General features: G+C 38.0%; 12 protein-coding genes. 1 reads left to right on the top strand and 11 read right to left on the bottom strand.

Annotation, left to right across the window (positions count from 1 at the left end; translation table 11 throughout):
- Nucleotide 1: 1 nt before the first annotated feature.
- Both bcd and AB3N04_RS17320 read right to left on the bottom strand, forming a co-directional pair.
- On the bottom strand, nt 2–1,096 hold the full coding sequence (bcd, locus tag AB3N04_RS17325; protein ID WP_317122343.1) for a branched-chain amino acid dehydrogenase: 1,095 nt from the start codon (nt 1,094–1,096) through the stop codon (nt 2–4).
- Between the two features lie 176 nt (nt 1,097–1,272).
- Nucleotides 1,273–3,324, bottom strand: coding sequence for a sigma 54-interacting transcriptional regulator (locus AB3N04_RS17320; RefSeq protein WP_368503868.1), 2,052 nt, complete (start codon nt 3,322–3,324; stop codon nt 1,273–1,275).
- A gap of 176 nt (nt 3,325–3,500) precedes the next feature.
- Between AB3N04_RS17320 and AB3N04_RS17315 the strand changes: the two genes are divergently transcribed.
- Nucleotides 3,501–3,755: a DUF2627 domain-containing protein gene (locus AB3N04_RS17315; protein ID WP_317122398.1), complete on the top strand. Its 255-nt coding sequence runs from the start codon at nt 3,501–3,503 to the stop codon at nt 3,753–3,755.
- 11 nt (nt 3,756–3,766) lie between these two features.
- On the opposite strand, the gene AB3N04_RS17310 is transcribed toward AB3N04_RS17315, so the two are convergent.
- The 9 genes from AB3N04_RS17310 to dxs all read right to left on the bottom strand — a co-directional run bounded on the left by AB3N04_RS17310 (nt 3,767) and on the right by dxs (nt 14,048).
- A complete protein-coding gene (locus AB3N04_RS17310; protein ID WP_368503867.1) occupies nt 3,767–4,573 on the bottom strand; it encodes a hypothetical protein in 807 nt (268 codons plus the stop codon).
- Nucleotides 4,570–5,235, bottom strand: coding sequence for a glycosyltransferase family 2 protein (locus AB3N04_RS17305; protein ID WP_368503866.1), 666 nt, complete (start codon nt 5,233–5,235; stop codon nt 4,570–4,572). The genes AB3N04_RS17310 and AB3N04_RS17305 overlap by 4 nt, the downstream gene beginning before the upstream one ends.
- Entirely contained in the window at nt 5,228–6,352 is a 1,125-nt protein-coding gene (gene steA, locus AB3N04_RS17300) for a putative cytokinetic ring protein SteA (RefSeq protein ID WP_368503865.1), read from the bottom strand. Before steA ends, AB3N04_RS17305 begins: the two co-directional genes overlap by 8 nt.
- 131 nt (nt 6,353–6,483) lie before the next feature.
- Nucleotides 6,484–7,281 (bottom strand): sporulation transcription factor Spo0A, encoded by a 798-nt coding sequence (spo0A, locus tag AB3N04_RS17295; RefSeq protein ID WP_368503864.1) that lies wholly within the window; start codon nt 7,279–7,281, stop codon nt 6,484–6,486.
- Between the two features lie 278 nt (nt 7,282–7,559).
- A complete protein-coding gene (spoIVB, locus tag AB3N04_RS17290; protein ID WP_368503863.1) occupies nt 7,560–8,870 on the bottom strand; it encodes a SpoIVB peptidase in 1,311 nt (436 codons plus the stop codon).
- Between the two features lie 136 nt (nt 8,871–9,006).
- A complete protein-coding gene (recN, locus tag AB3N04_RS17285) occupies nt 9,007–10,731 on the bottom strand; it encodes a DNA repair protein RecN (protein ID WP_368503862.1) in 1,725 nt (574 codons plus the stop codon).
- A 16-nt stretch (nt 10,732–10,747) separates the two neighbouring features.
- Complete coding sequence (argR, locus tag AB3N04_RS17280) at nt 10,748–11,197, bottom strand: transcriptional regulator ArgR (RefSeq protein WP_368503861.1); 450 nt, start codon at nt 11,195–11,197, stop codon at nt 10,748–10,750.
- 143 nt (nt 11,198–11,340) lie between these two features.
- Nucleotides 11,341–12,153 (bottom strand): TlyA family RNA methyltransferase, encoded by an 813-nt coding sequence (locus AB3N04_RS17275; protein WP_368503860.1) that lies wholly within the window; start codon nt 12,151–12,153, stop codon nt 11,341–11,343.
- Between the two features lie 5 nt (nt 12,154–12,158).
- A complete protein-coding gene (dxs, locus tag AB3N04_RS17270; protein WP_368503859.1) occupies nt 12,159–14,048 on the bottom strand; it encodes a 1-deoxy-D-xylulose-5-phosphate synthase in 1,890 nt (629 codons plus the stop codon).
- Nucleotides 14,049–14,065: the final 17 nt, after the last annotated feature.

Here is a 14,065-nt window from a genome sequence, read left to right as displayed (position 1 = left end):
TTTATCGACGTGAAATAATGCTATGTCCATTTTGAAGGAATTGACGACGAGAGCGACGCATACGTTCAATTCTTTCTTCAGCCATACGATCAGCAGCTTTATAGGTTGGTAAGTGATCACGTTTAGCAATCTCAAATACTTTTGCTACATTTTCGTAAATACCTTCTACTTTTTTCATGGCACGCTCACGATTGTATCCATTTAATTCATCAGCGACATTAATAACTCCACCTGCATTGATTACATAATCAGGTGCATAAGCAATGCCCATTTCATGAATTAAGTTTCCGTGACGTTCTTCCTTTAGTTGATTATTAGCAGCACCAGCAATAACTTTTGCTTTTAATTGTGGAATCGTTTGATCATTAATGATGGCACCTAGTGCACATGGTGCAAAAATATCACACTCTACTCCGTAAATATCATTTACGTCAACTGCTTTTGCACCAAAATCATTTACAGCTCGATCAACTGACTCTTTATGAATATCTGTCACAATTAAGTTTGCACCTTCTTCGTGAAGATGCTTACAAAGATTATAGGAAACATTCCCGACACCTTGAACAGCCACTGTTCGACCTGAAAGGTCATCTGAACCAAATGCTTCTTTAGCAGCAGCTTTCATACCAACGTAAACGCCATATGCAGTTACAGGAGATGGGTTTCCAGAAGAGCCGAATGCTGGTGAGATGCCTGTTACATAATCCGTTTCATCATGAATAATGTCCATGTCTTGAACGGTTGTCCCAACATCTTCTGCCGTAATATAACGTCCATTTAATCCTTGAATATATCGCCCAAATGCACGGAACATTTCTTCATTCTTATCTTTACGAGGATCTCCAATAATAACCGTTTTACCACCACCAAGGTTCAATCCAGCAGCAGCGTTTTTATATGTCATTCCACGAGCAAGACGTAGTGCATCTTCAAACGCATCTTCTTCTGTGTCATACATCCACATTCTAGTTCCACCTAGAGCTGGTCCAAGTGTTGTATCATGAATGGCTATAATGGCTTTTAGGCCTGATAATTTATCTTGACATACTACGACTTGTTCATAGTCGTGAAATTCCATATCTTTAAAAAGTTGCATCTTACATCCTCCTCAAATACAAATGAAACCTCATTTGTTCATACTACATATTAGTATTGCAAAAACTGTGCCAACCTAATACAGCTATTTTTGGGTGATTATTCTTCACTTTACAGCTTTCACATTTGGTCAACCATGCAAATTTTATCACACCACGCAATTATTTGCATGCAATATTAATCAATATTAGCTTTATCCAATTTATAATACAAAGAGCGTATCGATATATTTAATCGCTTAGCTGCTGCCGTTTTATTCCCGCCACATTGTTCAATGGTTTGTTTGAGAACATTCCTTTCATACTCTTCCATCATTTCTTGTAACGTTTTATTTTCATCAACATTTAACTTACCCATAGGTGGAGAGGGCGCTTGTACTTTTTCGGTTAGTATTGGTAAATGTTGTTTTGTAATCTTTGTAGCCCCAGCTTCCATATAAATCATCGCTCTAGCTAGTACATTCTCAAGCTCTCGCACATTTCCAGGCCAGTGATAAGCCTTTAAATAGTGAAGAGCTTCATTGGTGAGTTCGTGAACATAGCGCCCGTAATCTTGATTCAATTTAGTAAGGAGATGCTGCGTCAATTGATGGAGGTCATTTACTCGCTCCCTTAGCGGCGGGATATAGATGGGCATTTTATTAAGGCGATAGTATAGATCTTCACGAAACTCTTTTTTTACAATGGCTCGCTCAAGATGAACATTCGTTGCTGCGATTACTCTTACATCAATTGAAATCGCCTTTGTGCCGCCAACTCTTACAATTTCTTTTTCTTGAAGGACACGAAGAAGTTTTGCTTGCATATTGCTTGAAAGTTCCCCTATCTCATCTAAGAAAATACTTCCTTGTTCCGCATCTTCAAACAATCCTTTCTTTCCTCCACGACGGGCTCCTGAGAAAGCACCTTCTTCATACCCAAACAATTCACTTTCCAATAAAGTTTCTGATAATGCAGCACAATTAACCCGAATAAAAGGGAAGCTTCTTCGGTTACTTTCATTATGTATTGCATGTGCAAATAGCTCTTTACCCGTTCCAGACTCACCACGTAAAAGAATGGTTACTGGGGTTGAAGCAGCAATTTTTGCTTGTTCAATCGCGACTTGCATTTCTGATGAGGACCCCACGATTTCATCGAATGAATACTTTGCCTTAAGTGATTCTAATAATCGTTTAGCACGCTTTAGCTCACGATTTAACGACTTTATCTCTGATACATCGTGAAGCACACCCACGCTGCCTTTAATCTCACCATCCACAATCACAGGGGCAACATTCACAATGACATCTCTTTTATTTGGACCAACCTTAAGCGGAACACCACGAACAGCCTTTCTCGTTTCTAATACACGCAAGTGCATGCTCTCTCCTTCTGAGATGTCAGCAGTGGCTGGTTGATTAATTACTTCTTCTTTTTTAAGTCCGGTTAAACGGGAATATGCGGGATTGATCATGATCCCATTTCCATGTTCATCTACAACTGAAATCGCATCATCTGATGAGTGAATGATGGCTTCAAGCATCGTTTGAATACTTTTTAGATTGGTCACTTGCTCAGCCATTTCAACGATTTCAGTGACATCTTTGAATATCGCAAGCCCACCAATACAACGATCCTCTTCAAACATTGGCACCCGGGTAGTTAAGATTGTGGTACCGTTCTCAAAACGTTGCGTACGATTATGTTCTTCTCTTTTACTTTTTATTACTCTTGGTAACCCACTACTTGGAAGTACTTCTTGAATATGAACCCCTATTGCATCTTCTGATTGAATGCCAGACATTTTAGAGGCTGCTTGATTAAAAAACAAAACTTGTGACTTTGCATTTACAGCAATCATTCCGTCATGTGTCGAATTCAATATCGTTTCTTGAATAGAAGACTGTTGATTCAACTTTTGGATCAAGAAATCTTTTTCTTCAAGTAAAGTAAAAAATAATCTTGCTATGCGTGAAGGAACAATCGTCGTGCCTTCCTTTACATGCTCTCTTAAAGATTGCAACACATCATTTCGACCAGTTGCTTCGAATACAATGTCGATTTCCTCTGTGTAATGATCTAACCAATTATGACTTGTTTTAATCTGATGCTTTTTCGCTACTTCTATTCCTAAAGCATGAGGATCTATATCTACAACAGCTAACACTTCGATATGTTCCATCTCTAAAAGCATGTGTAAAAGAGCTGTGCCTCCTCTTCCTGCACCGATAAGAAGTACGTTTTTCATACAACCCCTCCTCATTCTAAGACAGTCGTGCGTTATAAAATATATTAATTAAAACGTTTTCTCTATTATCCACTATTACGTAAAAGTGAAGAACATGCAACCTCCAACATGTACAAGAAGTCCATTTTCCGTTACTATTAGATAAAGAGAGTCAGACTAATGAAAGAGGATTGATGATGGGACGATTTATTGCTTTAATGATAATGGTCATTCCAGCCGTTATTGCTGGTTATGGCATTAAACTTATGCGAGATACCATATTTACTTTAGTTAATACACCTTATCCGAATTTATCGATTCAATTTATTGTCGGGTTCATCTTATTTTTAGCTGGATTAAGCTTTATTGGCGGCTTTATTTTTTATAGAGATAAGAAAAACGGGAAAATTGCTCCACGATTTAAAAAAAGACGAGAAAGCCTTAAGAAATAAGGTTTTCTCGTCTATTTTTGTTGGTAGGGGACACCAATGCCATCTATCCACCGTAGAAATCCATATTCACTAATTACTTTTGAAAATGAAATTCTTTCAGCAATAAAAATCATTATCCCCACAAAGAATAGGACAACCCACTGAACAGAAGGGGGAGAAAATTGAATGAACATTAAGGCAATAATAGCACCCATTGCGGTCGATCCATTATCACCCAGCAGTGCTTGACGATGACCTTCAAGGACAAATAACAAATAATAAATTGCAAGCCCGTATATGAGTAGAAAGAAAGCAGGAGCAGGGTAACTTAATAACATCGGGACAATAATCAAAGTTGACAATTTCCACACCCTCAGTGGCCTTGTATCGAATAAATTCATCATATGAGGCATCCAGCTTAATAACAAGAAATAGCGGACAGCTTCATATAAAGAAGTTACTTGTAGGTAATAGACAAAAAGTAGTGCTAGAGTAAATGTACCTATTAATTTTATTAGACCGGTAGTTGGGAGTCGTTTTGTCCAGAAAAAATAGAGATGCCCCTTTAGACCTTTAGGCTCCTTTGACCCGTATCGATCATCTATGAAGCCAAGTATCCAGATTCCAACTACATACATAAGAGCAGGATATGAAAAAGCAATATAAGACATTTCACTTGGCACGATCACACTAAAAGTGGCATATCCGTACAAAACGACTGAACCTAGACTATAAGGAACGGAGTAACCTTCATAATTAATAACCGTCCATCCTAATGTGCGAAAGGCAATCATGCTGATATAAGCGATAATAGGAATGGTAAGTAATAAGACAATCATTTTCGCACCACTTTCATATGTCGCTCAATATCAATCCATTGCTTGAACCGATGATAAAATCCCGCAAATGACTTTCCCATTTCTCGATGAGCCATACATGTTTCCACCTCGATTATTTTTGCTCCTGCTAATATAAAATCCACTGTCATTTTAATTTCTACTCCAAACCCTCTATACTCTTGTTCTAGCAGAAGGGATAACCATTTACGACGAAATACCCTTTGTCCTGATAATGGGGAGATAACATTCATTCCCGTATATTTATAAACAATCGCTTGTGCACGCCTTTTCACGAGGCCAAATCCTGCTTTTTGACCTGTTTTAATCGTAGAAATAGCTAGGTCTGCTCGGTTTTCTCTAATTGGAACAATCAACTTTTCTAACTCACTAGCAGTTCCTTCTAGGTCTGCATCTACGCATGCGATCAACTCACCTTGAGCCATTTTCCACCCTACTAAAAGCGCATTCCCCTTACCAACATTTTTTTCTATATCGATGGTAACATCGGCATAGAAATGAGCAATCCTACTCGTCCCATCAACGCTTCCATCGTTTACGACAATCACTTCATGTATTCCTGGTATATGACGAATCGCTTTGATTGTATGTTCAATTCTTGCCTCCTCGTTATAGGCAGGAATGATAACTGAAACATCATTCATGTCGTAAGGCTCCTTTTTTCCGTAACCATCCTTTTCCTTCAATCAATACTTTTCCAATTACTTCATTTAGTGATTGCTCAGTTTCCTTTAGCCATCTATGTGATGCAAATGTTCGATTTTGTTTGAGCTTATGAATCCCTTTTAAATCGGTCAAACAATCGCCTGCTTGAATACGTGTTAATACGCTAGATGCCATTCCAGCTCTTCCTTTTTCAAGAAAGTCTTTCATCCCGAAGCGACATCCTACCAAATAAATATGTTTCGCTCTTGACCAAAAGGCCGCTTGAATGGCCATGTCCTCACTAGTACCGATTAAAGAAACAAGTTGATACGGCAAACCTAAGCTCTCTACTCTTTTACTTGCAGGTGAGCGACCATCTTGATACTGATGACATATTAATACCGCGCCACACATTAATGAGTCTTCACTAACTGAATCCATGTCTCCGATAATAAAGTCTGGTTTCATACCCATTTTCAACAAGCAATCAGCTGCCCCATCAACAGCTAAAATGATTAACTTCTGTTTTACAAATGATTTCTTTAAATACGCTAAATCTTTTTCATAATTGCCACCCCTTGCGACAATTACTACTTCTTTTTCATTCAATAGTTCTAACTCATTCGGTAGGATGGGGTTATGGATAAATTTCATTTGTTCTTTTTTGGCATATTGAATGGTATTCGATAGAAAATCATCAAAGCGTTGACCATATGAAGCACGGGCTAACCCTTTTAATTGAAATATAACCTCCTCATCATAAGGAGCTATCATAGCTAACTCACAAAATTCACCTTCTTTTTTTATATAAAGTGTATTCTCAATGATCAGAACCTCTTCACCCTCAAGAATTTTATCTTTAGCTTTTAAGTTCACAACATCAAATACAGAAACACCCGCCTCAAGCAAGGTAAGAACGTTTGAATGGTCATACCTCCCGGTCATTGAGGTAGATCCGTTAACAACAGCTTTAACTCCGCAATCAATTAAACCATTTACCGAGACACAATCGAGGTCTTCATGCCAAACAAAGGCAATTGCTCCCTTTGGAATATGATGAATTAATTTTTTGGTTTGTTTATGCTCATAAATCTGTCCCATTATTACTTTACTCATCACATAACCCTCTCTCATACGTTTGTCTTAGTATGAGCATTTCTAGAAAAAATACCAGCAGAAAACACAATAAACCGTAGCCTGCTAGTGCAGGCTACGGTTTATTTGCTAGGTCCTTGATTCTTACTTTTTCAAGATACCTTATGTTCAATACGTAGTTTATCAGCAACCATTGCGATAAACTCACTGTTTGTAGGTTTTGCCTTCGTATGACTGACCGTGTATCCAAACAAGCTCGAGATCGATTCAATGTTCCCTCGACTCCAAGCTACTTCGATAGCGTGACGAATGGCACGTTCAACTCGACTAGCTGTCGTATTGAATTTCTTCGCAATATCTGGATAAAGTACTTTTGTAATTGATCCTAGTAGCTCAATGTCATTGTATACCATCGTAATTGCTTCGCGGAGATACATGTACCCTTTAATATGCGCAGGCACACCAATTTCATGGATAATATTTGTAATACTTGCATCAAGGTTAAAACCTCTATCTGCATGATTGGATTGTGCAAAAGAATAAGAGCTCGATGACTTTTGAACAAATGAACGCTTCGTTCCACCAATATCACGGATGTTTGAAATTAACACTTCCATGTCAAATGGTTTAAGGACGTAGTATGAAGCACCAAGATCCACCGCTTTTTTCGTTACATCTTCTTGTCCAAATGCCGTCAGCATAATGATATTCGGTTTTTTACGTAACCCCGCTTGCTGCATACGCTCAAGTACTGCTAATCCATCTAGATGGGGCATAATAATATCTAAAACCAACACATCCGGTTGTTCTTCTTCAACCAAAGAAAGACATTCTTGTCCATTAAAAGCAACACCAGCCACTTCCATATCTTCTTGAGATGAAATATATTCATTTAATAAATGTACTAGCTCCCGATTATCATCAGCAATACACACTTTAATTTTTTGCACAATACAACCTCCTTGATTCCTGTAAATTTGTCATAGATTACGTTTTCGACAACGAGTGTGATAATCCTTTTTATTTTTTTGTGAATTTATCGATTTTTTCGGTTTTACTTAGTTTTGCTATGTTTTACTCCTGTTTTCGACCATATTCGATAATTAATTAGTTATTACTTCTTCAAATGTCGAATAATCTTTATTTCTATATCAGCTTATCATAACTTACTAATAAAGTCCCCCATCTTTTCTAGAAAAAAGGGAAATATTAAAAGCCAAAACGAATATTAACTCGCTTTGGCTTTTTGTTGAATATGATCTAAGACTCCAGCTTCTTGCAGCATCCACCCAATATGACAACCATATCCACTCGTAGGGTCATTGACAAAAACATGAGTCACAGCCCCAATTAGTTTCCCGTCTTGAATAATTGGACTTCCACTCATTCCTTGAACAATGCCTCCTGTTGCGTCTAATAATTTAGGATCAGTTACTTTTATAACCATTCCTTTTGTAGCTGGTTGTTTTTGTGGCACTGAACTGACAATTTCTATGTCAAACTCTTCTACATCCTCACCATTTACTACGGTTAGAATTTTCGCCGGACCTTCTTTTACATGACTGGATAATGTTACTGGCATTTCTTCATCATGAATATTATTCTTGATCGAATCTTTAGCTAATGTCCCAAAAATTCCAAAAGGACTATTTTTCTCAATTGAACCTAGAATATCGCGTTGTTGCGAAAAATTCGCAAGCTTCTCACCAGGATCCCCATTACTACCTTTTTCAATAGCTGTTACAGAAGATCGAATAATTTGACCATCGTGAACCACGATAGGTTTTTTAGTGTCAACATCTGAGATCACATGACCTAGCGCACCATATTTTTTGGAAATTGGATCATAAAAAGTCAATGTCCCAACTCCTGCCGCTGAATCTCTTATATATAATCCCATCCGATACGAATGTTCCCCTTGTGCTTTTAGAGGTGTTAATTCCTTTGTAAAACTTTGTTGATCACGTTTTATTGTTATCGTTAGAGCCCGCTCTTCCTCACCCGCAGCTTGTACATATTCAGCCACTTGACTCATACGTTGAATATCATGACCATCAATGCGGGTAATCATATCACCGACTAAAATATCCGCATCTTCCCCAGGTGATTCATCGCCCTCTTTTGTTTGAACTAAATGATGTCCAACTACAAGGACACCCTCAGTATTCAGTTTTACCCCTATTGATTGGCCACCAGGTATAACTTCAATTTTTGGAAGTACATTAACATCGATGTGCTTTACCGGAAACCCGGCAACTTCCATGCTAAGCTCCGTTTGCCCGCCTTCATTTCCGGTTATAGTTACTTCATTTCCTTGATCTTCATTTTTTAATGAAAATGCTACATTTGGTTGGTTACTCATTACAGGTACTGCACCCTTAAATTGACTTGTCTGATAAAGTGTTGTTTCTTCTCCTTCAAATACGGTAATGGATGTTGGAATTGCAATCCACTCCTTTAGAGCTGTTTGAAAACCCAAGCTAAGAAGAAACAGAAGACATCCTATTCCAATCATTTTTCTTACTGCATCGCCTCTCACTCACTTCACTCTCCTAGCTCTAGCCCACACCTCCATGATGGCTGTATTACTAATGTTGCCTTCTAGAAGAACATTTATAACAGCTCGCAAAAGAAAAAAGCTACCCTCAATTGGCTAGCTTTTCAAGACATAATTGTTATACTGGTTCCTTTAGTTGTTCTGCAAGTTCAAGTAACTCTTTTGCATGTTGTTTTGTTAAATCAGTCACCTCAACGCCTGATATCATTCGAGCTAATTCATCCACTTTTTGATCTACTTCAAGTGGAGTTACAGATGTTTTTACACGATCACTTTTTTCAAATTTAGCAATGTATAAATGAGTATCTGCCATGGCTGCTACTTGAGGTAGGTGTGTAATACAGAGTACTTGAGATCCTACTGCAATTGAGTGAATTCGTTCTGCAATTGCTTGTGCGACTCGCCCACTAACCCCTGTATCCACTTCATCAAAAATAACAGAAGTAATTTGTTGATGACTTTGAAAAATAGACTTTAGAGCAAGCATAATTCTTGAAACTTCTCCTCCAGAAGCTGTTTTTGAAAGTGGCTTCATAGGCTCGCCAGGGTTTGTAGAGATGTAAAATTCAACTTGATCGATTCCATCGAGACCAAACGAGACTGACTTGCCATCAATCATCGGGCTATTTTTAGTGGGAGTACGATCTTCTATTCGAATTTCCATCACTGTTTTTTCCATATACAGCGCTTTTAGTTCCTTATGAATGGCTTTTGTCAGCTTTTCTGCAGCTTTCTTTCGTATATTCGTAATAGCTTTAGCTTCTACATATAGATCACGCCATGCCATATCAAGTTCTTTTTGTAATTGTAGGACTCGATCATCTTTATGAAGGATGGTATCAAGCTCCTCTTCGATCTTAGATGCATACTCTAATATTTCTTCAACATCTTCCCCGTATTTTCTCTTTAAAAGTTGAATGTCGTTTAAACGAGCTTCAATAAAATCTAGACGGTTTGGATCAAATTCAACGCTATCCACTTGATCACGAATCGCATATGTAGATTCTTCAATTACATAATAACAGCTACTTATCGTTTCATGTAAGGATTGTAAGTTTTTATCAACAGATGCAGCTTCTTCAAGATGCATCATCGCATTCATTAAATAATCTAATCCTTTTCCATCCCCATATAAATTGGCATAACTATCCTTTAGTGATTGAAAAAGCTTTTCACTATTAGCTAGCTTAAATCGTTCCTCTGCTAAAGAACGATCCTCATCAGGTTCAAGTTTAGCTTCATTAATTTCATTTAATTGATATGTAAGCAAATCAATTCTTTGTGCCATCTCTTGTTCATTATGGCTTAGGTGTTTAACTTGCTTTTCTAATTGATTAGCCCGCTCATACAGCTGCTTATATTCCGTCATTGTATTTCCTAACGGAACTTTTGCATAACTATCGAGCATGCCCAGATGGTGCTCAGCTTGAAGAAGAGCTTGATGTTCATGTTGTCCATGAATATCAACAAGAGCACTACCTATTTCTCTTAATATACCAAGTGTAACCAATTTTCCGTTCACTCTACAGATACTTTTACCCTGAGCTGTAATATCACGCCGGAGTACAAACATGTCATCTTGAACGTCAATACCTAATTCTATTGCTTTCTTTACAATAGGATGCCTTCTTTCAATACTGAAAAGCCCTTCAATCTCTGCCCGCTTTTCTCCATGACGAACAAATTCCGCTGAGCCACGACCTCCAAGTAATAATCCAATTGCATCAATGATGATTGACTTTCCAGCTCCCGTCTCACCGGTCAATACAGTTAAGCCTTTTTCAAAGGGAATTGTTAATTCATCAATGATTGCAAAATGTTTGATTGATAATTCAATTAACATCTCACACCACCCACCTTTACAACATCTCTAAAAATCGCTCTGTTACTGCCGGTCCCTCTTCTTTATGTTTACAAATAATTAAGATTGTATCATCGCCACAAATGGTCCCCATGATCTCAGGCCAATCTAAATTATCAATTAGAGCACCAATGGCATTTGCATTTCCGGGAAGAGTTTTCATAACAACCATATTATCTGCACGATCAATGCTGACAAAGCTATCCATTAATGCTCTTTTCAACTTTTGTAAGGGGTTAAATCGTTGATCTGCAGGTAAACTGTATTTATAACGCCCATCAAGCATAGGAACCTTCACTAAATGCAATTCTTTTATATCTCTTGAAACTGTTGCTTGAGTGATGGAATATCCTTCTGCTCTAAGTTGTTCAACTAAATCATCTTGAGTTTCAATTTCATGATTCGCTATGATCTCGCGAATCTTAATATGACGTTGCCCTTTATTCATCGTTACCACCTATTTCTGTCCATTTATCTTCATTATCCACAACTTTGAATGATTATACAACTAGTACCCATAATTTCCTGATATTTAACGCTTTAATCAAAAGAAAAAGAAGGAATACCTCCCTTCTTTTTCTTGGATAGCTTTTATTGCTCGTGAGCTCGTTTGACGATTTCATCAATTGCTTCAGGTAAATGACTCAAAGGGCTTGAAGAATCTGATTCATAACTTAAATGCATTAAAAATTCGATATTGCCCTCTCCCCCTCGAATGGGAGAAAAGTCAATTCCTTCGATGTTATATCCTTCTGCTTGTACAAATGAAGTCATTTTTGTTAGCACTTCTTTATGGATAGAAGGCTCACGTATAATCCCTTTTTTTCCTACTTGCTCGCGCCCTGCTTCAAACTGCGGTTTCACAAGAGCCACTACTTCTCCTCCACGCATTAACATCGTTTTCAACACAGGTAAAATGATTTTTAACGAGATAAACGATACATCGATGGTAGCAAACTGAGGAAGACCTTCTGTTAAATCTTCAGGTTTTACATACCTAAAGTTTGTACGTTCCATTACAATCACACGCTCATCTTGACGGATCTTCCAAGCTAATTGATTATAGCCTACATCCAACGCATATACTTTCTTTGCACCATTTTGCAAAGAGCAATCTGTAAATCCACCCGTAGAGGCACCAATATCTAGAACCACTTTGTCTTTTAAGTCTAAATTAAAAACTTTAATGGCCTTTTCAAGTTTCAATCCACCTCGACTTACATAGGGGATCACCACTCCTTTTACTTCTAATGGAGCCTCTGAATCGATTTTCAACCCAGCTTTATCAATTCGTTCTGTTCCTGTAAAGACAAGACCTGCCATAATAGATCGCTTTGCCTTTTCACGCGTCTCAAGTAAACCTCTCTCTACCAGGAGAACATCTACACGTTCTTTTTTTGCCATTCGCCTTACGCCCTTTGTCGTTTTCTTGGCAACATGGTCGTTAGTTGTTCAACAACTCCAGCACTAGTTAAACCAACTTCCTCTAATAATTGCCCTACACTGCCATGCTCAATAAATTCATCAGGAATTCCCATACGATTTACTTGCATAGAATGGTACTTGTGATCATGGAAGAACTCAAGTACAGCACTTCCAAATCCGCCTTGTACACATGCTTCTTCTAGTGTAAGAACTGGCATATTTGCTTTTGCTATTTCATGAAGCAATTCTTCATCTAACGGTTTTGCTGAGTTTGCATTCACAAGTTTAATTGAAATTCCCTGAGATGCTAATTGATCTGCTGCTTCTTGTGCAACTGGTAGCATTGTACCAAATGATAAGATACAGGCTTCACTTCCATCGTGAAGTGTTTCCCACTTACCAATAGGTAGTACCTTTAATGTCTCGTCCATTTTTATACCGTACCCATTTCCTCTAGGGTAGCGTACCGCAATAGGACCGTCATTGTATTGAGTGGCTGTATAAATCATATGCTGTAATTCATTTTCATCTTTTGGCATTAAGATCTTCATATTTGGTAAATGTCGTAGATAAGCAATATCAAAAACCCCTTGGTGTGTCTCTCCGTCAGCACCAACTAGTCCAGCTCGATCAATCGCAAATAACACATTTAAGTTTTGACGACATACATCATGAACAATTTGATCATATCCACGCTGCAAAAATGTTGAGTAGACTGCAAACACAGGCTTCATCCCTTGAGTGGCAAGACCAGCAGCCATCGTAGTTGCATGTTGTTCAGCAATTCCAACATCAATCATGCGATCAGGGAACTCTTTAGCAAACACATCAAGTTTTGTACCGCCTGGCATGGCTGCTGTGATTGCCACAATGCGCTTATCATCTCTAGCTACTTTTTTAAGAGTTTCAGCAAAGACACCACTATAGCTTGGGGGGCCTGGCTTTTTCACTACTTCACCTGATTCAATTTTATAAGGTCCTAAACCATGCCATGTTCCTTTTTCATCATTTTCAGCTGGCTCGTAGCCTTTTCCTTTTTTCGTTAGAACGTGAATCAATACAGGGCCTTTTGTTTTCTTTGCATATAATAAGTTCTCTTTAAGGTCATCTAAATCGTGACCATCAACAGGACCTAAATATGTAAAGCCCATTTCTTCAAAGAAAATACCTGAGACTAGTAAGTATTTTAAGCTATCCTTAACACGCTCAGCAGTCGTTGCAATCTTCCCACCAAAAGCTGGGATTTTTTTGATTAATTGTTCCAACTCTTCTTTAGCTTTTTTGTACTTTCCTGCTGTTCTTAATCGTCCAAGTACACTATGAAGAGCCCCTACATTTGGTGCAATCGACATTTCATTGTCATTTAACACAACGATTAAATCTTTTTGTTCATGACCGATGTGATTTAACGCTTCCAGAGCCATACCACCCGTTAAAGCACCATCCCCAATAATTGCGACAACGTTTTCATCCGTTCCCTTAAGATCACGAGCTACAGCCATACCCATTGCAGCAGATAAAGATGTTGAGCTATGACCAGTTTCCCAGACATCATGCTCACTTTCATTACGTTTTGGAAACCCACATAAACCTTTATACTGTCTTAATTGATCAAATTGATCTGCTCGTCCAGTTAAGATCTTATGAACGTATGCTTGATGCCCTACATCCCATAAAAACTTGTCTTTAGGACTTTCAAATAGTTGATGAAGCGCTAATGTCAATTCAACTACGCCTAAATTAGGGCCTAGATGTCCCCCAGTTACTGAAAGCTTTTCAATTAAAAAGCTTCTAATATCTTCTGCTAAATCAGCCATATCTTGTTTTGAGTAATTTTTTAATACGCTCGGGTTTTTAAATTCTTCTAGCTTCATGCAGAAACCCTCACTTT

The organism is Alkalihalophilus sp. As8PL, assembly GCF_040939795.1.
GTDB classification, from domain to species: domain Bacteria; phylum Bacillota; class Bacilli; order Bacillales; family Bacillaceae_D; genus Alkalihalophilus; species Alkalihalophilus lindianensis.
Note: the sequence above shows the minus strand (reverse complement) of the source record. Positions and strands in the feature narration are given on the sequence as shown.